General features: G+C 44.9%; 19 protein-coding genes. 7 read left to right on the top strand and 12 right to left on the bottom strand.

What is annotated here, in order from left to right; translation table 11 throughout:
* Positions 1-13 precede the first annotated feature (13 nt).
* Together V6M43_RS01490 and V6M43_RS01485 are read right to left on the bottom strand one after the other, a co-directional pair.
* Positions 14-1,423, bottom strand: a complete 1,410-nt coding sequence (locus tag V6M43_RS01490; RefSeq protein ID WP_332732277.1) for a sialate O-acetylesterase — start codon at positions 1,421-1,423, stop codon at positions 14-16.
* Positions 1,424-1,480: 57 nt separating this feature from the next.
* Positions 1,481-1,897 carry a hypothetical protein gene (locus V6M43_RS01485; RefSeq protein WP_332732276.1) on the bottom strand — a complete coding sequence of 139 codons (417 nt, stop codon included), beginning with the start codon at positions 1,895-1,897 and terminating at the stop codon, positions 1,481-1,483.
* 384 nt (positions 1,898-2,281) lie between these two features.
* Between V6M43_RS01485 and V6M43_RS01480 the strand changes: the two genes are divergently transcribed.
* Positions 2,282-3,004, top strand: coding sequence for a phosphatase PAP2 family protein (locus V6M43_RS01480; protein WP_332732275.1), 723 nt, complete (start codon positions 2,282-2,284; stop codon positions 3,002-3,004).
* Positions 3,005-3,039: 35 nt separating this feature from the next.
* Positions 3,040-3,900: a phosphatase PAP2 family protein gene (locus V6M43_RS01475; RefSeq protein ID WP_332732274.1), complete on the top strand. Its 861-nt coding sequence runs from the start codon at positions 3,040-3,042 to the stop codon at positions 3,898-3,900.
* Here the strand turns inward: V6M43_RS01475 and V6M43_RS01470 are convergent.
* On the bottom strand, positions 3,888-4,514 hold the full coding sequence (locus V6M43_RS01470) for an HAD family hydrolase (RefSeq protein ID WP_332732273.1): 627 nt from the start codon (positions 4,512-4,514) through the stop codon (positions 3,888-3,890). The genes V6M43_RS01475 and V6M43_RS01470 overlap by 13 nt on opposite strands.
* A 5-nt stretch (positions 4,515-4,519) precedes the next feature.
* Positions 4,520-5,386: a serine hydrolase gene (locus V6M43_RS01465; protein ID WP_332732272.1), complete on the bottom strand. Its 867-nt coding sequence runs from the start codon at positions 5,384-5,386 to the stop codon at positions 4,520-4,522.
* Between the two features lie 163 nt (positions 5,387-5,549).
* Between V6M43_RS01465 and V6M43_RS01460 the strand changes: the two genes are divergently transcribed.
* Both V6M43_RS01460 and V6M43_RS01455 read left to right on the top strand, forming a co-directional pair.
* A complete protein-coding gene (locus tag V6M43_RS01460) occupies positions 5,550-5,801 on the top strand; it encodes an RNA recognition motif domain-containing protein (RefSeq protein ID WP_332732271.1) in 252 nt (83 codons plus the stop codon).
* Between the two features lie 125 nt (positions 5,802-5,926).
* Positions 5,927-7,099, top strand: coding sequence for a Gfo/Idh/MocA family protein (locus tag V6M43_RS01455; protein ID WP_332732270.1), 1,173 nt, complete (start codon positions 5,927-5,929; stop codon positions 7,097-7,099).
* 12 nt (positions 7,100-7,111) lie between these two features.
* Here the strand turns inward: V6M43_RS01455 and V6M43_RS01450 are convergent, their stop codons facing one another.
* The 4 genes from V6M43_RS01450 to V6M43_RS01435 all read right to left on the bottom strand — a co-directional run bounded on the left by V6M43_RS01450 (position 7,112) and on the right by V6M43_RS01435 (position 13,067).
* On the bottom strand, positions 7,112-7,522 hold the full coding sequence (locus V6M43_RS01450; RefSeq protein WP_332732269.1) for a globin domain-containing protein: 411 nt from the start codon (positions 7,520-7,522) through the stop codon (positions 7,112-7,114).
* A gap of 77 nt (positions 7,523-7,599) precedes the next feature.
* Positions 7,600-8,367 carry a LytR/AlgR family response regulator transcription factor gene (locus V6M43_RS01445; protein WP_332732268.1) on the bottom strand — a complete coding sequence of 256 codons (768 nt, stop codon included), beginning with the start codon at positions 8,365-8,367 and terminating at the stop codon, positions 7,600-7,602.
* 11 nt (positions 8,368-8,378) lie between these two features.
* Complete coding sequence (locus tag V6M43_RS01440) at positions 8,379-11,378, bottom strand: ligand-binding sensor domain-containing protein (RefSeq protein ID WP_332732267.1); 3,000 nt, start codon at positions 11,376-11,378, stop codon at positions 8,379-8,381.
* A gap of 126 nt (positions 11,379-11,504) precedes the next feature.
* On the bottom strand, positions 11,505-13,067 hold the full coding sequence (locus V6M43_RS01435) for a TolB family protein (protein WP_332732266.1): 1,563 nt from the start codon (positions 13,065-13,067) through the stop codon (positions 11,505-11,507).
* 221 nt (positions 13,068-13,288) lie between these two features.
* On the opposite strand from V6M43_RS01435, the gene V6M43_RS01430 reads away from it, so the two are divergent.
* Together V6M43_RS01430 and V6M43_RS01425 are read left to right on the top strand one after the other, a co-directional pair.
* Positions 13,289-14,137 (top strand): C1q-like domain-containing protein, encoded by an 849-nt coding sequence (locus V6M43_RS01430; protein ID WP_332732265.1) that lies wholly within the window; start codon positions 13,289-13,291, stop codon positions 14,135-14,137.
* A gap of 27 nt (positions 14,138-14,164) precedes the next feature.
* Complete coding sequence (locus V6M43_RS01425; protein ID WP_332732264.1) at positions 14,165-14,938, top strand: T9SS type A sorting domain-containing protein; 774 nt, start codon at positions 14,165-14,167, stop codon at positions 14,936-14,938.
* Positions 14,939-15,108: 170 nt separating this feature from the next.
* On the opposite strand, the gene V6M43_RS01420 is transcribed toward V6M43_RS01425, so the two are convergent.
* Positions 15,109-15,408, bottom strand: a complete 300-nt coding sequence (locus tag V6M43_RS01420; protein WP_332732263.1) for a hypothetical protein — start codon at positions 15,406-15,408, stop codon at positions 15,109-15,111.
* A 214-nt stretch (positions 15,409-15,622) separates the two neighbouring features.
* Here V6M43_RS01420 and V6M43_RS01415 point away from each other — a divergent pair, with 214 nt between their 5' ends.
* Positions 15,623-15,949 carry a YegP family protein gene (locus V6M43_RS01415; RefSeq protein WP_332732262.1) on the top strand — a complete coding sequence of 109 codons (327 nt, stop codon included), beginning with the start codon at positions 15,623-15,625 and terminating at the stop codon, positions 15,947-15,949.
* Positions 15,950-16,014: 65 nt separating this feature from the next.
* Here the strand turns inward: V6M43_RS01415 and V6M43_RS01410 are convergent, their stop codons facing one another.
* The 3 genes from V6M43_RS01410 to V6M43_RS01400 form a co-directional block, all read right to left on the bottom strand.
* Positions 16,015-16,698 (bottom strand): DUF2202 domain-containing protein, encoded by a 684-nt coding sequence (locus V6M43_RS01410; RefSeq protein WP_332732261.1) that lies wholly within the window; start codon positions 16,696-16,698, stop codon positions 16,015-16,017.
* Between the two features lie 93 nt (positions 16,699-16,791).
* On the bottom strand, positions 16,792-17,769 hold the full coding sequence (locus V6M43_RS01405; RefSeq protein WP_332732260.1) for a permease: 978 nt from the start codon (positions 17,767-17,769) through the stop codon (positions 16,792-16,794).
* Between the two features lie 2 nt (positions 17,770-17,771).
* Positions 17,772-18,011: a thioredoxin family protein gene (locus V6M43_RS01400; protein WP_332732259.1), complete on the bottom strand. Its 240-nt coding sequence runs from the start codon at positions 18,009-18,011 to the stop codon at positions 17,772-17,774.
* Positions 18,012-18,071 lie beyond the last annotated feature (60 nt).

Below are 18,071 nucleotides of genomic sequence, written 5' to 3'. Positions count from 1 at the left end.
TTTGTGAGCGTTATCAGAGTGGTTTTTGTTCTACAACCCAGTCGTCGGTCCTGAATGGAATAAGCGGCAATCCTGCTTCATTAAATACATTACCAATAAGCGTATTGCCGAATCCATACCTGGCATGAACGGGCTTCGGCACTTCTTTAGCCGTGAGTATCAACTTCCCTTTCTCCCATTTTGCTTTAGCAGGATACCAGGCTTCGTTTTCTCCGGAAATATAAAATCCGGATGCTTCTTTATCGTTGAACTTTAACTCCTTTGCATCTGTGAAGGTAAGCTCCAATCGGTTCTTAACCGTACTGTGATTTTGGTAAGCCGGACTTTTAAAACTGATCCCCGTCTTTCCATAATTTTCTGCAAGTGCCCAGTTGGCGAGCCTGTCTCCCACGGGTTTCTTCCTTGAAGGATGAATATCTTTTACATCATCTACCAGGTCGGTAACCACCACCATTCCAGTACGGGGATGGCTCATGAGTTTTGTTTGCTGCTCCTGGAGTAGCGCACCAATATTCGTTTGTCCATAGTTGAAAGGTGCGATCTGCACATAATAGAAAGGCAGTTCTTTTTTCCACGCGTTACGCCAGGAATCTATCAGTGAAACCATCAACTGTTTGTAGGATGCATTGGTTTCTGTATTGCTTTCACCCTGGTACCAGATAGCACCGGTAATATTGAAATGTGTAACCGGGTAGATCATTCCGTTAAAAGCTTTGGCGGCGGCTGATGGCCACCAGGCAAAGGTCTTCAGTTTGGAGGCAGCTTCGCGAAGTGTTGCATCATTTAAAATATTCGCTTCAGGCATCCATGTTTCAGCAGGCGTTCCGCCCCAGCTTGCATTGATGAGTCCGATGGGAACATTCAGCTCTTCCTGGAGTTTGCGGCCGAAAAAATAACCGACTGAACTGAATGATTTTATGGTGGTGGAATCAGCGCTAACCCAGTTCGCCCTCACATCCTCCTGTGGATGATCGGCACCCGTTCTTGGAATATGGAAGAGCCTGATATTTGTATTTTTTGCTGTAGGAAAAACAGCGGCCAGGTCGGATGTGCCATTAAAATAATTCCACTCCATATTTGATTGTCCCGAGCATATCCAAACCTCCCCGATCATAACATCAGTGAGGTTTATAGTATTCCTGCTTTTTATTTCGATACTGTAGGGGCCACCGGCGGCGGGCGTCTTTACCCTCAGTTTCCAGGTAGCGAGGTTGGTGGCGAGGGTTGAATCAGTGGAGGATGACCAACTGGTTTTTACATAAACTTTCTCTCCGGGGCCGGCCCATCCCCAAAGGGCAACCGAATCATTCTGTTGCAATACCATGCCGGAGGATATCAGGGCTGGTAAACGGAGTTGCGCCACGAGGGGCAGACCTGCCAGCAATAGCAGGAGGGCGAATAAAAGGGAAGCAGGAGATTTCATACTCCTAAAGTAAAAAATTCCTGCCTCCCTTACTGGTACTAAATTACCCGAAACTGATTATAACTTATTAATTACAACCGCTTCTACCATCTGGCTTTTACGGGTTACCTCGAAAGTTTCTGTCGTGCTTCCTTTTTTAGAAGCAACGGTAACCTTGATCTGGATGGGTTCGATACTGTAATTATCGAACTGGAATTTCTTCGCATACTTACTGTCAGAGGAGGTCTCTGTATACAGTGTGTTACCATCGAGGTCGCGGATGATAATGGTCAGGTCTTCTTCGCTGGCATTTTCGAAACTAAGTTCGAGTACGGGCGACTGGTAGTTGCTACCAACATACTTGATCTCAACGGGTACTGACTTCTTAGTTCTCTTCTCCGTGTTGGCCATTGCGCTGGATGAACCAACTGCCAGTGTTGCAAAAACTGCGATTGCTGAAAGAATGTTTCTCAGGTGTGTGTTTGTGTTCTTCATAATAAAAGTTTATCTGTTAGTGTGTTTAAAAAAATCTTGCATGGAGGCAATCGATATGAAGAAGCAATCGTGATGGAGAAGCAATCGTGAAGGGGAAGCAATGTTGAGGAAAGATACCAGGCAAGTGGCCCTTTTAGCGTGATGCTGATACAAACTTAGACTATGATTTTCCGGCCTGCAACCCATCTTTTTGCAGATTCACTGATGACAAAACCCTTAATGAATTTTAAAAATCCTGTACCAGCGGGCGTTTCACAGGAAAACTCAAATGATGTTCAACCAACATTTTTAGGTGTCTGACACATGTTCGCGCAACGTTCGAACATATGTTCTAACATCCTCCGAACATGTGTCAGACACCTAAACATTTCTTAACTTGACCGCATGATCCGATCGGAAATAAATAAGAAAATAAAAAAAGCCGGAGCGGCGGCGGCCCTTCTTTCTGTTGAAATGGTTATCATCATAACCCTTTTTTTTGTTTCGTTGTATGCGTTCATCTATATGGTTCGACGGGTATTTTATTTGCAGAATAACAGTTTCGATCAGTACATATTCGACCACCTCGGTAATCATGTAAGTGATTTTAATAACCAGGTAATGTTGTTTTTCAGTTATATCGGCGGACACTATTTTCTTATTCCCGCTAACCTATCGCTCATTGTATATTTTCTGTTTGTAAGGAAGCATAAATGGTTTTCCATAAAAGTGCCGGCCATTGCCTTAAGCAGTCTGGCACTGATGTTTCTGCTCAAACATTTCTTCGGTCGCGCCAGGCCCCTGATCCCACTGCTTGCAGAAGCAAGGGGATTGAGTTTCCCCAGCGGCCATGCCCTTAATGCCGTTACATTCTACGGATTGCTGATCTACCTGATCTGGAAAACAGTTCCCAACCCCTATCTGAAATGGACACTAGCTATCTTTCTGATCACCATCATCCTGATGATAGGCTTCAGCCGGATCTACCTGCGCGTGCATTATACCAGTGATGTATTAGCGGGATTCAGTATGGGACTAATATGGCTGGTTTTATCCCTCATTTTACTCAAGCGGATCGAAGTATATAGCAGCAGGGAACTTGATCCCACGGTAGAGGGAAGGAAGTAGATGCGGGGTTGGCATCCGGATTGCAATAGCGGGGCATGAAGAAGATCATTACCCTATCTCTTGCCTTAATAATGCTGGCCATAAAATCTTTCAGCCAGGAGGACAGTTCTGTTGTGAATGCGCCTGTTGAGCATGCGAGAAACAAGGTGGAAGACACCCCGGTTTACATCATCAAACCAGCCATCGATTATCCCCTTACTGCCGTTGGAACAGGCTGGACCCTCTATGCCTTCACCCAGATCTATAGTAAGGATAAATCAACCGAAGCACAGATAAATGCATTAAGGAAAGATGATATAGGTAAGATCAATCGCTGGGCCATCAGGCCTTACTCTGAAAAAGCCGACAAGGATAGTTATATCCCTTTTTATGCGTCGATGCCGATGCCCATCTTATTCCTGCTTGATAAAAAAATGCGCCGAGATTTCTGGAAGCTGAATCTACTTTTCCTCGAGACCATGTCAATGACCGGGATAATGTATACAGGAAGTGTTTACCTGAATGACCAATACCGGCCTTATGCCTACCATGAAGACACGCCCATGGATTTTCGCCGCCGCGGTGGAGCAAAAAATTCTTTCTATGCCGGACATGTTGCCTTAGTAGCAACTTCCACTTTTTTCATGGCCAAGACCTATGCCGATTATCACCCTGAATCAAAATTGAAATATGTTTTCTATGGTGTGGCGGGTGCGGCCACTGGTCTCACGGCTTATGGCCGCTACAGAGGGGGATTACATTTTCCTACCGAGATACTTTTAGGAATGGCACAGGGTACAATAACCGGCATACTCGTACCTCATTTTCACAAGAATAAACTGCTGAAAAAAGGAGACCTGAAAGTGGTTCCTTTCTCTGGTGAAAGCCATGGACTCGCCGCCATCTACAAGTTCTGATAGATTCGACGCAATTCGCTGAAGCCCGACACGCGGTGATCGACAACCGCATCGGGAAACTGTGACGTTTTATCAACCAGCACTGTTTCAATACCGAGTTGCTGCGCGGCACTGATCTCCGATTTAGGATCATCGCCAATTACAACCACTTCGGCAATAGGATAACCGTGTCGCTCAATAATATCAGCAAATACATCACGCTTGGTGCGGGATGAGTTGGAAGGATCAACAATATGGATCTCAAGAAAATCCTCTTCAATCTGCATCCCTCTTATCTTGCTCCACTGCAGTTTGCTGAATCCTGTTGTAACAAGAAACCTATCCCCCTCCAATAAAAGTATCTCACCATAATCGGGAAAGGGATGAATTGCATCATCATAGCTCATGTTATTAAGCAGATCAAATCCAGCCTGGGTGAGACTTTCACTGAAACCAAATTCCTTTGCCACCAACTGGTAAGGTCTTCTTTGCAGCTCATGTTTTATTCCCTCAATATTACCGTCATGCTCCGTGCTGTTCTCTATCAACGCAAAGAGATCAGCAAACAATATTTTACTGATAGACGATACCGCGTAAATGGTATTATCAAGGTCATAGATGAATGCTTTCTTCATAATCTTTATTGCAGGTGGTCATAAACGATTCGCGAAACGGTGGAGAGTATCTCTGTGGCAACCGACTGATCGGGAATGCCTTTGGACAATAGCACGATAACATATTTTCTTCCATCGGGCAGGAATACAATTCCTGAATCATGACATACAGCAGTGATATTTCCGCTCTTGGTGGCGGCTTTCACATCGGCAGGAAGCTTAGCGAGAATGATGTCACGAAAATACTGGTCCATCAATACCTTAATCATTCCTTCACTTGATTTTTTATCAACAGCCGTTCCGTTCGCAATAGCTTCCATGATCAGCATCAGGTCATAGGCAGTTGTTGTATTGTTGAGTCCTTTTGCAAAGGCCTTTCCATCTTCCACACCACGCAATACCTGGATCTTAGAGGCGCCAAGTTTTCGCATGCTTGCATTTACATTAGGCGCTTTTACCAGGTCGATGATAAGATTGGTGGCGAGATTAGAACTTTTGGTGATCATCCTGTAAAGCAGGTCTGATATTGGAAGTCTAGATCCGATCTTTGAATAGAGGTCTTTCTCACTATCATCGGTTGAATCAAGTGAATAAAGGCTTCCGTCAACAATGCTTTCAAAACTATTCTTCACCAGCATAGAATCGGCCAGAGAAAATTTTCCTTCTTTCGCCTGTTTGTAGGCTTCTACCAACACCGGCGTTTTCATTGTACTTGCAGCATGAAATTCAAGTTGATCATTATAGAGAAATGTATCACCACTTGAAAGATCTTTCACCGCCACGGCAAATAAAGCCTGTGGTTGTTTATTAAATTCGGCAACTATTCTTTGTTTAAGGACGGTTGTATCAATTGGATTAAGCGCCATGCATGCAAATGTTAATAAAGTCATCATGATGGTCAATTTACCCTGTGGAAAGGAATTTACCAAGAAATAGACTATCTTCACGCAAATGACATTTGAGTATTCAGCCTCTCGTAATTGAAGTCCGCTAATCAACCGCATTTCTTTACCTCTCGCTTTTGTCCTCAGACTATTTTTATTTAAAAGTTAAGTAATGAACATCTATGTTTCCAATTTGGGCTTCGGCGTACAGTCGGAAGACCTGAAAAAAATTTTCACTCCTTACGGAGAAGTTTCTTCTATTAACATTATCATGGACAAAGTAACCAATCGCAGTCGCGGTTTCGGTTTCGTTGACATGCCTGACCAACAATCAGCAGAAAATGCCATGCGTGAGCTAGAAGGCAAAATGCTTGATGGCAGGGCTATTAAAATGAACGAAGCAAGACCAAGAGAGCAGCGCTAATAAATAACGCTTCCACCACTCCGCAGTGTGGGAAAAACATCGTCCCGTCTCGTTATCTTCCTTAAGGAAGTTGTAACGACACGGGACTTTTTTTGTGCTAACTTAGAAATACAAAATCTTTAGTCATGGGTTCACGTCGTGATTTTCTGCAAAACCTCACCATCTCTGCAATAGGAATTCCTTTTCTTAATCTCAAAGACGGTTCCAGCGGTTTAACCCCTGGTGAAAATCCGCTTGCTAATAATCCTGAAGAAAATGAGGCTGCCGCTAAATCAGATGATTATGATCCACATGCACCTGTTTTAAGAGTTGCACTCATGGGCCTCGGCAGTTACGCCTCCCGTGTAGCTGATGCCATGCAGCAATGCAAAAAGGCGAAGATAACCGGACTCATCAGCGGAACCCCTTCCAAGATCCAGGAATGGAAGAAGAAATATTCGGTGCCCGACAAGAATTGCTATAACTATGAAAATTTCGACCAGCTAAAGAATAATCCTGATATAGACGCGGTATATGTGATCACCCCCAATGCATTGCATAAGGAGCAGGTAATAAGAGTAGCCGCCGCGGGCAAGCATGCGATCTGTGAAAAGCCAATGGCAATCAATGCCAAAGAGGGCGAAGAAATGATCGCTGCCTGCAAAAAAGCGAATGTGAAATTACTGGTAGGCTACCGCATGCATTTTGAGGCCAATACCCTTGAGATCATCCGCCTCCGGAATGCAGGCGAATTTGGTAAGCCGCTGTTCTTCCAGGGACTCAGTGGTTTCAAAATCGGCAATCCCAACCAGTGGCGTATGAAGAAAGAATTATCGGGTGGTGGTGCCATGATGGATATCGGGATCTACTCCATCAATGGAGCCAGGTACATGATCGGTGAAGAACCCATCTGGGTTACGGCACAGGAAACCAAGACCGATCCGGCTATGTTTACAGAAGGTTTAGATGAAACGATAATATTCCAACTCGGCTTCCCGGGTGGAGCCGTTGCATCCTGCCTCTCCACCTATAGCATGAATTATCTGGATCGCTTTTTCCTGAATGGAGATAAAGGTTTTGCGGAGATGAATCCTTCCACGGGATATGGCCCCATCAAGGCAAGAACAAATAAAGGCGAACTTAATTTCACGCATATCACTCACCAGACAACACAGATGGATGAGATGGCTGCTATCATCCTCGAAGGCAAGAAGCCTATCGTTCCGGTTGATGGAGAAGAGGGATTAAAAGACCTTAAAATTATCGATGCCATTTATGCGGCAGTGAAGAGTGGAAATAAAATTCCACTTGCTTTATGAACTGATGAATAATCAGCTTTCTTTAACTGCCAACATCCTTTCCATCAGGGTGCCATAGCATTTGCGCCAGGCATTGCCAACTTCTTCCGACCAATCCTGTCCGAGCCCCTGCTGCAAGGTCCAGAGTAAGGCATTGCCCACCATCCTGTAATGCCCGGGACGAACTTTATAACGGATATGCCTGTTCGCTAATTCTTCTATCTCCGTATCTATTGCATCCAGTTTATCTAATCGTTCGATCAGGAAATTAAGCATCATCACCAGCTTCTTATATTGCTCATCCAATTGCGCAGGAAAGAGCTGCCGCAAGGATGGGTTCTCATAAAACAGCTTTGAATAAAATGTATCCCCTACTACCGAAGCATCGATCTGACGGATCATTTTCCAGGTGCTTTTCACCAGGTTAATTTCTTCCTTCGTCATAGAATAATAATTGTTATAGCTACAAAGCTGCAATGGTTGCAATGCTTAAACAAGAAAATCTGAATGAAGTGTATGGATTAGCGATCTAACCATTTTTTAAAGGTGGGCGCCTTCTCCCTGCTCATATCAATTTCGAACTTATTGTTGGGTGCTTTAAGTTTAAGAACCAGTTTTGAATTTTCCACCGGCTTCACGGCATGAACCGCATCCACATTGATGATAAACTGCCTGTTGGCGCGATAAAATCTTGCGGGGTCCAGCAGGTCCTCCACTTCATCGAGGGTGGTGATATCAAGGAGATAACGCTCTCCTGTGTGCAAATAAATATAGTTCAATGACTCACGGGTAAAGCAGGCGATATCATTTGTATTCACCGGGATCCACTGGCTGCCAAGGCTGGCAATGAACTTTTCCTTGAACCGCTTTTCACCATTGCCGTTGATCAGGTTTACCAGTTGGGAAAGATCACCCGGCAGCGGATGTTGTGCAGCGATGATCTGCTTGCATTTCTGTATCGCTTTCAACAGCTCATCATCATCAACCGGCTTCAGCAGGTAATCGACGCCATTCACTTTAAAGGCCCTGATCGCGAATTCATCATAGGCTGTGGTAAATACAATAGGGCAGTCGAGTTTGAACTGTTCGAGCAACTCGAAGCTTACACCATCAGATAATTGTATATCCATGAATATCATATCCGGCGTAGCATTGTTCAGGAACCATCGCTTTGCCACTTTAAGGCTTGGCAGTGTTGCCACAACATCAATGGAATCATCCAGGTTTTTGATCTTATTCTGGAGAACCTTTGCAATGATCTCTTCATCTTCAATGATAATGGCTGTCATACTAATAAAGTTTAGGTGATCAGTGGGATGGATACCTTATAATCTGTTGTTGATTCTTCTGTAATGATTGGTCGCTCGCTCAGGAACTGGTATAGCGAACCCAGACTTTTCATTCCGTGCTGGTTGGATGTTTCCACTACATTCTTCTTCTGCAGGTTATTCTTCACCACGAGGTATTCATTCTCTACATAAAGTTCAATGACCAGTGGCGATCCCTCATCAATGATATTATGCTTGATGGCATTCTCCACCAGGTTCTGCAATGTTACCGGTGCAATTTTACGGTCCATCATTTCATCTGGCACATCAATTTTTATTACCAGTCCATTCCGGAAGCGGGTATTCTGCAGATCGGCATACACTTTTACAAAATCAAGTTCCTCCCGAAGGGCCACCAGTTCCTTGTCATCATTCTTCAGGATATAGCGATAGAGTTTCGACATCCGCGAAAGAAAACTGCCGGCAAGTTTCTGGTCTGTTTCAATTAGTCCGGATAAGGAGGTGAGCGAGTTAAATAAGAAATGCGGATTCAGTTGTTGCTTCAGGCTTTCGAACATCACCTTAGTTTTCTCCTTTTCCAGCAACTGTGCTTTTTTCTCCAGCTCAAATACCAATGCCTGTTGCCTTATGCGGTAGCGGTATATCAGGTATAAGCCAAGGAAACCCAGACTGATCAGTATTATCCAGAAGATGGGTGTATTATAAAATACCCTCCCAATTTTTATGGTGAAGGAACGTGGTTGTTGCTGCCAGTGATCGGCACTGTTAGAAGCCATATAACTGAACTTATAACTGCCACCCGGGATCTTGGTATAGCTGGCGATATTTTGTTGGGTATAATTCCATTCGTCGTCTACCCCTTCCAGTTTATACGCGTACCAGGTGCGGGATGGATCACGGAAGTTGATGGCATTCATCTCGATGGAGAAGAAGTTTTCATCGGGAGCAAGTTCTATCACTGCATCATCACGGTTCAGGTCAACCGAAAGTTCCTTACCAAACAAGCTGAAGGAGGCTGCATAAAAAGCCATCTCGCGGTTCTGTTCACAATACTGAAGCGGATCAAAATAAATATAGCCATTCTGGGTGGGCATGATAAAATGCCCCGAGCGGGTGGTGTAAGAAAAATGTTCAGGAAACTCAATGGAGGGCAGTCCATCCTGCTGCGTGAAGAGGGTGAAATATTTCCGGCTGCTGTCGAGCAACTGCAATCCTTTCCTGGTACCGATCCAGAGCCTGTTCAAAGAATCCACTGCCAGCGGACCGGTGGTATTACTTGCCAGTCCATTGGTGCTGTTGAAATTGGTGATTGTCCAGTTCGCCGGGTTTATTCCCGACACACCGCTATAGCTGCTGACCCAGATGATGCCGTTTTTATCTTCCCTTATATCCACGATAATATTCCCTGCAATGGAGCCCGCTTTATTACCGGCTGTGAAAATACGGGTGGTATTATTGGAAGGATCGTAAACACCCAATCCCTCGCCATTGAATCCCAGCCAGTACCTGCCTTTTGAATCATGGAATACCTTCCGGCCCCCCTTTCCGGCGAAGGCTTTCAGGGGGGATGGATGTTCACTTATGCTGGAGAATTTTCGGGAGGTTGTGTCATAATAATAAAAGCCATCCCCATCACGCGAGGAGAACCATATCCTTCCCTCACGGTCAGTATCAACCGAAAAATAAAAATGCTCGGGAATGCCATCTTTATTGCGCAGGAATTCCATTATGCCTGTACGGTTATTGTACCTGTTTATTCCACGGCCGGTGGCGATCCAGATATTATTCTGGTGATCGGTAAAGAGTCCGCGGATCGAATTATAATGAATAACCTGTGCACGCTGGTCGCGGTTATTCCACTCCGTATATTTTTTTGTGCGCGGGTCAAATCTTACTACGCCATCGATGGTGCCGAACCAGAGATTGCCCTGGTGGTCTTCGGTGGTAACCCTTGCCACACGGCGGTTCAGGATATCAATATCAGAGAGAAAAGGAGGAATGATGGTAAAGAAATTTTCCTGTGGATCAAAATAATTCACGCCCCTGTTTCCCCCTACCCATACCATGCCATCGCGATCGCAGAAAATGCTGCTATGCAGGTTGGTGGAGATGGAAAATGGCTGGAGGGGATCATGTTTATAAGCCGACCATTTTTCTGTGCGGGTATCAAAACGAAGCAGTCCATCCAACTGGGTGCTGATCCAGATATTACCGGCACGATCTTTCTGCAGACCGGTAACGTTGATTATGGTATTACCACCGGCGGAGAAAACCGAATCAAAAGACTGGCTGGAGAGGAAGTCGGGCGATATACGCCATACCTTTCTCTGCCTTCCGGTAACCACCCAGAACCATCCCTTTTCATCAACGGCAACACTGAATAGTCCCTGCCCCTGCAGCGAAGGAAGGTTCACGATATCAACAGATCGCTGCGCCGGGTCAAAGCATAGCAACCCCTTTCTGGTAGCTAGATAGAGCTTGTTCTGCTGTTTTACCATATCCATTACCGGTAGTCGTAATAAACTATCGGCATTATCGCGGAAAAAATGAACGGAATTGGTATTGGGCTTAAGGTTTACCAATCCCTTTCTGCTTGCCAGGTATACTTCATTTTTATTGAAGGGGATGATCCTTGACACGATAACGCCTTCAAGTGATTTCACGGGGTGGAAGCGGCCTGTTGAACGATCAAAGGAAACCAGTCCCGTTTCAAAACCAATAAAGAAATGCCCACTACTGTCGGCGCCCATGCTTTCAACGATACTTGCTGGGATGGAATAAGGATCGCCGGTTTTATGGCTATAGGTTTTCACCGTGGTACCATCATAACGGTTAAGGGCACCCTGTGATGCGATCCAGATATATCCCTCACTATCCTGGCTCACGATGGGAACGCTTCCATCATTGAGTCCCTCTGCCACGGTAAGCTTGCGGAAATAAGGATCCTGTGCCCTAACGGTAATAGCCAGGGAAAGGAGTAATACGGTGATGGTCAGCTGATAATGGGGCATCAGTCTCTAAAGATAAATCTCCTGCGCTGGAAGAGAAATAAAAGGAACCGATCGGGTGATTTTTCGACTGAGGTGTAGTCGAATCCCATTGAGCCGTAAGACTCTGGAGCTGACTATCCCCCGGTACTAGTCCAATGCCTTTGAATTACTCACAAAAGAAACCTGCTTACTATCGGGGCTCCAGCTGGGTGTATTGATAGTTCCCTGTCCGCCGAAGAGATAAGCGATCACTCTTGGCGCTCCCCCTGATACTGGCATCAGCCTCAACAGTACGCGTTTGTAAAAAGGGTGGTCGGTAGCAGAAACGGTATTGGGAAAAGACAGGAACACGATCCACTTATTATCGGGAGAAGGATGCGCGAACCAGTTATTGTATTCGTCGAAGGTGAGCTGCTCGCTTCCGCTGCCATCGGGCTTCATGCGCCATAGTTGCATATTACCGGAAACGGTGCTGTTATAATAGATCCATTTACCATCGGGTGCATATTCCGGTCCATCTGCCAGCCCTTTTTTGAGATTTGTGAGCTGCACTTCCTTACCCCCCTTCAATGGAATCCGGTAGATATTATACGCCTCCGATGATTGAAGTCGCTGGGCGGTATATACCAGCTGCTTTCCATCGGGGCTCCAGCCATGCAGGTAAGAGGGTGTGCTGTCGGTAACCAGTGTGGGCTCGCCGCCGGTGATGGGCAGGTAATAGATTGTACTTCCACCACCCGTCATGCCATCCCGGTGCGAAGAGATGGCCAGCCATTTGCCATCGGGAGAGATCACATGGTCATTATTGTTGCGGGTAGCGCTGCCTGTGTTGAGCTTTTCCGGACTACCGCCTGCCACTGGGATAGTATAAATTGCCCCGCCCTGGTTATACAGTAATCGTTTGCCATCCTTCATCCAGTTGGGCGCTTCAAACCGGCCCTTGTCCTCATGGATGATCCTGCGGATGCCGCTGGCAATATCGATGGTTTCGAGGCGGCTGCCGAGGATGCCATCGCGGTAGCCATTATAATTATCGGGAACAGTTTTCTCTATGCGAACATTCCAGGCGATGGCTTCTTCTTTTACTTCCGGGTTATGGCTGGAGAGAAAAATTCCTGCCAGTGCTGAGTCCGGCATATCAATCTCATCAGTTCTGCCAACTTCCTGCAAAGGCTCACCGGGATTGGCTACGCGCATGATAAATGTTTTTCCGACCCGTTCCAGCTGAATGATCTCCGTAGCCGTTTTTTTGGTGAAGATCTCATCCTGCGGATCGCGCATATGGGCACCGCGCATCCTTCGCCATTGAAGGGCCACCATTCCATCGCCATGAACCGTGGCGGTCATATGCGCAGCATCTTCGCCCTCCCCTGCCCTTACCATCCAGCCGGTTTTGCGGTGGGGGTCAACGCCTTGAGCCACCAGCTTGAAATTGGCCGTGAGGATGAAATCGCCGCTGATCTTCCGGAAAGCATAATGAAACTCATCCCTCCCAAACCATATATTATAGCCACCTGCAGTGAGCTGGTATGACTGGTCGGCCTCACGGTACTGCATGCTGCCTTTAATGGCAGGATTACCGATATCCTTATGCGCGGTGAAGACGGGCGCGGGGGGTTGGGCGGATAGGGAAAGGCAGAAGAGGTAAGATGTAAGATGTAAGAGGTAAGATTTGAGGTAAGAGGTAAGATGTAAGATGTAAGATTTCATGTGGGAGCGATTTCTCTGATTGAAATTGATGTACTGAATATAAGGAAAATAAGGGGAGGTATAAAGTTAGGAAGGGCAATGGGCAATAGGGAATAGAACGGTTCAATTTGGAAATGGCACACCTGGTTATGGTTAAACTGCAGAATGGCGGGATAAATTTTTAGTGGCGATTAAGCGCAGAGATATTTGCCCTACCATTTACCATTAAACTTTTTTTAATCATGAAGCAGTTATTACTTTTCGTTTTCTTCTCATTTTCATTCACACTGGCAAATGCCCAGGTGCCATTAACGATGAACTACCAGGCAGTAGTGAGAACAGCAGATGGCAACCCGGTTGCCAGTAAGTCGATCAAAGTAAAGATCATTCTCAACACAAAGGAGAACGGCGTGGAAACCCCGTTCTATTCAGAAGTAAGGGCCGTTACCACCAATACCCTTGGATTGTTCCAGGTAACCATTGCATCACCGGGATATGAATCTGTAACCGGAAATATTGTACCCCTTATAACCGACAATAAACCAAAGACAATCCGGTTGGAAGTGGATCTTGACAACAGCGGTGCTTTCATAAACATGGGCAGCCAGGACGTGGCCACGGTTCCCTATGCGTTTCAAAGTTACACATCGTTTTCAGCCAAATACCTGATAGGCGCCGTGCAGGCTTTCGCCATTGAAACCACCACCCCCAAAGCATATGCATTTAACGAAAACGTCACCATCACCTTTACCCATGATTTCATGGATGATGAAGACCTGGCTGATCCTGCTACCGGCGAATTCACAGTTAAGGAATCTGGACTCTATTACCTGAGTTTCACGGGTAATGCCACTTCTACCGCAGCGGGACAAAATTCAGCAGCACTCGGGTTTATAACTGCACAATATTATGTTGCTCCCTTCACCAATCCGATGTCATTTATGGCGGATGATAAAAAAAGAATAATCACCTATAGCAGGGTTGTGAAGTTGAATGAAGGCGACGTAGTACGGGTTTACATGCGCAGGGAAACCGGTGCTGATCCCATTACCATAGAAGATGCCGTATTTAACGGATACAGGATCAGGTAAACCATGGTCTCCAATAAAATCATCATCATGAAAAAGAGATCATCATCATTTATATTATTGCTCCAATTATTGAGCATAACAATTATGGCGCAGAGCGTGAGTATACGCACATTGAATTCAGGAGGAGGAACTTTAGCATCCGGTAACCTGCTGGTGGAAACTACGCTGGGAGAGTTAGTTGGCAGCAGTTTTAGCAATAGCACTCATCTGGTTACGCAGGGATTTTTACAGCCATACCGGATTGCGATTCCACCTACCAGCACCTATATTTCGAAGATCCAGTTCGCGGCGAAAAGAGTGAATGCGAGCCAGGTGAAACTCGATTGGAAAACAGATAAGGAACTGAACAGTGTTGGCTTTCACATCGAACGCAAACTGGCAGATGGTGTATTCACCAAGGTGGGATATATGGCTTCTGCAGCACCCGGCGGCAATAGCAACCTGCCACTCAGTTATACCAGTCTGGATGCCAATGCCTACCCCGGAAAATCATATTACCAGTTGAAACAGGAATACAAAGATGGAAGCTTCAGCTATTCGGTTGTGCGTGCTATCAATGGATCCAAGATCAAGCAAACTATTTTAAGCGCATGGCCGGTTCCTTCTAACGGCGACCTAAGGATAATGGCAGAAGGCATTACGCAGGATATGCTGGAGGTGTACAGCTTTAGCGGCGCGTTGGTAAAGAAATATAGTATAACGGAGTTCCAGGTGGTTAAGATAACGGGACTTGCGCCGGGAGCCTATGTGGTGCGTTTAATGAAAGAGCCTGACGTAATGCAGAAAATCATTGTCCAGTAGGTAAGATATCAGGTAAGAGGTAAGAGGTAAGATATCAGGTAAGATTTAAGAGGTAAGAAGTAAGATTTGGAAGAAAGGGAAGATTTGGAAGGTTTGGTTGTTGAAAAAAGAAGCCGGGAAGATTTATTCTCCCGGCTTTATGTTTTGGTAAGTGAATTATACAACTGCTTTTAACCCTTTTTGCCTGCACTATGCTGGCGCATATAGTCTTTAATAGCAGTATGGTAAACTGTTTTACCCTTCTTCACTTTATAGGCGGCTTTCTTTGCCGGATTCCGGATGATGCCCTGGGCATAGCGGACGGCTTTGGAGAATAGCGATTTATACCTGAGTTGTTCTTTAGAGGGAACAACATTTGACATATCAGGGTATTTCGACATGAAGGTTTTATCGCCCCTGGTACGATATACAATTTGCTTGCCCACCTGGCCTTTCATGCCGAGCGTTAATGTGCCATGTGCTCTTCCCATAATTTTTTTCTTTAAGATAAGTAATTAAAGGCATTTTCAAGGCATTCTCTCCATATTATCTTACGTTTATCCTACGTTTATCTTACGTCTCCTACCTGACTCCAAAGGGATTATCCCGGCATTAAAAAAGCATCAAGGATTTATTGTGCTGTGACTACCAGATTTCTGCTTTTTTAGAAATAAAGTACCTTGATGTGTACCAAAAAATATATCTATGGGAAAGTTTGCCACCAAGACCGGAAATGACGGTCAGTTTTACTTCAATTTGAAAGCCGATAACGGCCAGGTTATTCTCACCAGCGAAGGGTATACTACAAGCACTGCCCGTGATAACGGAATTGACTCAGTGAAGAAAAATGCAACGGATGAGAGCCGATACGAGAAGCTGACATCGGGCAATGGAAAGTTTTATTTCAACCTGAAAGCGGGCAATGGACAGGTGATCGGGAAAAGCCAGATGTACGAAACAGCGGCAAGTCGCGATAATGGCATTGATTCAGTAAAAACGAATGCACCCGGTGCAGGGGTTTCGGAAGAATAAAATTTATATACAATAAATGAAAACTGCACGGAGAGTCCGGGCAGTTTTCATTTAAATAATGATCACTAAAATCCTGTTTCCATGGAGCTGTTGATGATCGCATCAAATTCAGTCTGGCTTATATATTGCGGTGTATAACTGCCCCCAACCTTCAGGATATTACTGTAGAAGGCCCTCAGGTGATTTCTGCTACCTTTCGTAAGCATTGAATACACCAGTTCGATATCCTGGTTATCAACTATAGCCATTGCATTCTGCAGATCGAAGATGTCGAGGTCTTCAATAGTTGCACCTACTTTATAGGCATCAAGGACACTCCATTTTCCATTTGCCACCAACTCGTTGTAGAGCGTCTGTAAGGCTGCATTATTAAATACCCCGATAGGATTAGAGCCAATGGGATCGGGTATCTCATACTTGTTGAGAAGGATCAGCACAGCCTCCATATGGGTTTGCTCACTGGAGGAGATATTATTGAAAATCCTTGATCCCCATTTGTTGTAAAGGGTGATATACACATCGCGGGCAAGTTTTTCTTCTTCACGCATAAAGACCAGGCTGGTTCGCTCTTCCGGGCTTATTGGCTGATTGGGAAGGTTGTTGACCTGCAACTGGAGATTGGCCACATTGATGACGGCGTTATCGTCATTTGAAGGGCTATCGTCATCGTCCTTATTACAGAAAGAAAAGGAAAAAACAAGTGCGACGAGCAGCATAGAGATGGCTGTATGTTTCAATATATTTTTCATGATGAAGTATTTTATCGTAGTTGCTATAAAGCTACTCCACCAAAAACCCGTGTTGTGTAAGAACTGTTACACAACAATAAGAGGACTGTTAATTTACATGATAAAGTTGAACAGATAACCGGAGATGATGATACAAACAGTAACTACTGCTAAAAATATCATCAGCATTTTAGTTGTCATCACTTTCTTAAGCAAAAGAGCTTCAGGTATGGAGAGTGTAACCACTGCCATGGAGAAAGCAATGACAGTTCCAAGCGGGATTCCCTTTTCGACCAATACCTGCATGATGGGCAAAATACCCGCTGTATTACTATACATGGGAACACCAACTAATACAGCAATCGGAACGGCAAATGGATTTTCCTTACTTATGTATTCCTCAAAAAAACCGGTTGGAATATAGCCATGCATTAATCCCCCAACGGCAATACCAATCAAAATATATACTGCAACTCCTTTCACAATACCTGCAGCTTCTTTAATAACTGCCGGTAATCGTTGAGCAAATGTCAAGGGTTTTTCGCCATCACCATCTATGGCAATCTCTTTCTGTTTGAGTAATGCTTTCACCCAATCGGTAAGTAATCCCTCCAATTTCATTTTACTCAGAACGAATCCGGCAATCATTGATAATATGATTCCGCTAATCACATAGATGAGGGTAATCCTTAGCCCGAAGATGCCAAAGAAAATGGCCACTGTAACCGCGTCAACCAATGGAGAGGAGATCAAAAATGCCAGTGTAACTCCCAGTGGAATGCCACCTTTAACAAAGCCTACAAATAAGGGAACTGAAGAGCAGGAGCAAAACGGCGTAATGGTACCGAAGAAGGAGGCCACAAAATAATCGAGGCCAAACCATTTTCGTTTGGTCAAAAAATTTCGCACCTTATCAATAGGAAAATAGGAGTTGATTATACCCATTAAAAAAGTAACGCCGGCCAGCAGTATGAAGATCTTGATGGTATCGAAAACAAAAAAATTAAGCGCATCGCCTAACTTTGTTTGCTCTGCAATACCAAAAACAGTATAGATAAGCCAGTCGGCGAATGATTGAGCCCAGGTGAACATGATTATTGGGATAATAATTCCTTTATCTCCTTAACCTCTGCAACACGGCCCCGAACCTTTGAGACTTCGTCGATCATCAATACAGGAGTAGCTAAAACATTGTACTGCATCATTGTTTCAAGGTCTTCAATTTTGGTAACGTCGGCTTCGATGCCCAATTGCTTTACAGCTTCCAATGCATTATTATAGGTTGTCTTGCATTTAGGGCAACCGGGACCAAGTACTTTTATACTCTTTTTCATAACTGCCATTTCGTTCACTATAAAAGTACGATTGGCCAATCCCTTGTTATGTGACTTGCA

It is taken from the genome of Flavihumibacter sp., assembly GCF_036676075.1.
Taxonomy (GTDB): Bacteria; Bacteroidota; Bacteroidia; order Chitinophagales; family Chitinophagaceae; genus Flavihumibacter.
This window is presented reverse-complemented; position numbering and strand designations above follow the sequence as displayed.

Coding starts and splice junctions, on each gene's coding strand:
- V6M43_RS01490 (WP_332732277.1), bottom strand. CDS start 1,423: ATGAAATCTCCTGCTTCCCTTTTATTCGCCCTCCTGCTATTGCTGGCA.
- V6M43_RS01475 (WP_332732274.1), top strand. CDS start 3,040: ATGAAGAAGATCATTACCCTATCTCTTGCCTTAATAATGCTGGCCATA.
- V6M43_RS01445 (WP_332732268.1), bottom strand. CDS start 8,367: ATGACAGCCATTATCATTGAAGATGAAGAGATCATTGCAAAGGTTCTC.
- V6M43_RS01485 (WP_332732276.1), bottom strand. CDS start 1,897: ATGAAGAACACAAACACACACCTGAGAAACATTCTTTCAGCAATCGCA.
- V6M43_RS01460 (WP_332732271.1), top strand. CDS start 5,550: ATGAACATCTATGTTTCCAATTTGGGCTTCGGCGTACAGTCGGAAGAC.
- V6M43_RS01480 (WP_332732275.1), top strand. CDS start 2,282: ATGATCCGATCGGAAATAAATAAGAAAATAAAAAAAGCCGGAGCGGCG.
- V6M43_RS01420 (WP_332732263.1), bottom strand. CDS start 15,408: ATGGGAAGAGCACATGGCACATTAACGCTCGGCATGAAAGGCCAGGTG.
- V6M43_RS01415 (WP_332732262.1), top strand. CDS start 15,623: ATGGGAAAGTTTGCCACCAAGACCGGAAATGACGGTCAGTTTTACTTC.
- V6M43_RS01435 (WP_332732266.1), bottom strand. CDS start 13,067: ATGAAATCTTACATCTTACATCTTACCTCTTACCTCAAATCTTACCTC.
- V6M43_RS01410 (WP_332732261.1), bottom strand. CDS start 16,698: ATGAAAAATATATTGAAACATACAGCCATCTCTATGCTGCTCGTCGCA.
- V6M43_RS01470 (WP_332732273.1), bottom strand. CDS start 4,514: ATGAAGAAAGCATTCATCTATGACCTTGATAATACCATTTACGCGGTA.
- V6M43_RS01450 (WP_332732269.1), bottom strand. CDS start 7,522: ATGACGAAGGAAGAAATTAACCTGGTGAAAAGCACCTGGAAAATGATC.
- V6M43_RS01405 (WP_332732260.1), bottom strand. CDS start 17,769: ATGTTCACCTGGGCTCAATCATTCGCCGACTGGCTTATCTATACTGTT.
- V6M43_RS01455 (WP_332732270.1), top strand. CDS start 5,927: ATGGGTTCACGTCGTGATTTTCTGCAAAACCTCACCATCTCTGCAATA.
- V6M43_RS01400 (WP_332732259.1), bottom strand. CDS start 18,011: ATGAAAAAGAGTATAAAAGTACTTGGTCCCGGTTGCCCTAAATGCAAG.
- V6M43_RS01465 (WP_332732272.1), bottom strand. CDS start 5,386: ATGATGACTTTATTAACATTTGCATGCATGGCGCTTAATCCAATTGAT.
- V6M43_RS01440 (WP_332732267.1), bottom strand. CDS start 11,378: ATGCCCCATTATCAGCTGACCATCACCGTATTACTCCTTTCCCTGGCT.
- V6M43_RS01430 (WP_332732265.1), top strand. CDS start 13,289: ATGAAGCAGTTATTACTTTTCGTTTTCTTCTCATTTTCATTCACACTG.
- V6M43_RS01425 (WP_332732264.1), top strand. CDS start 14,165: ATGAAAAAGAGATCATCATCATTTATATTATTGCTCCAATTATTGAGC.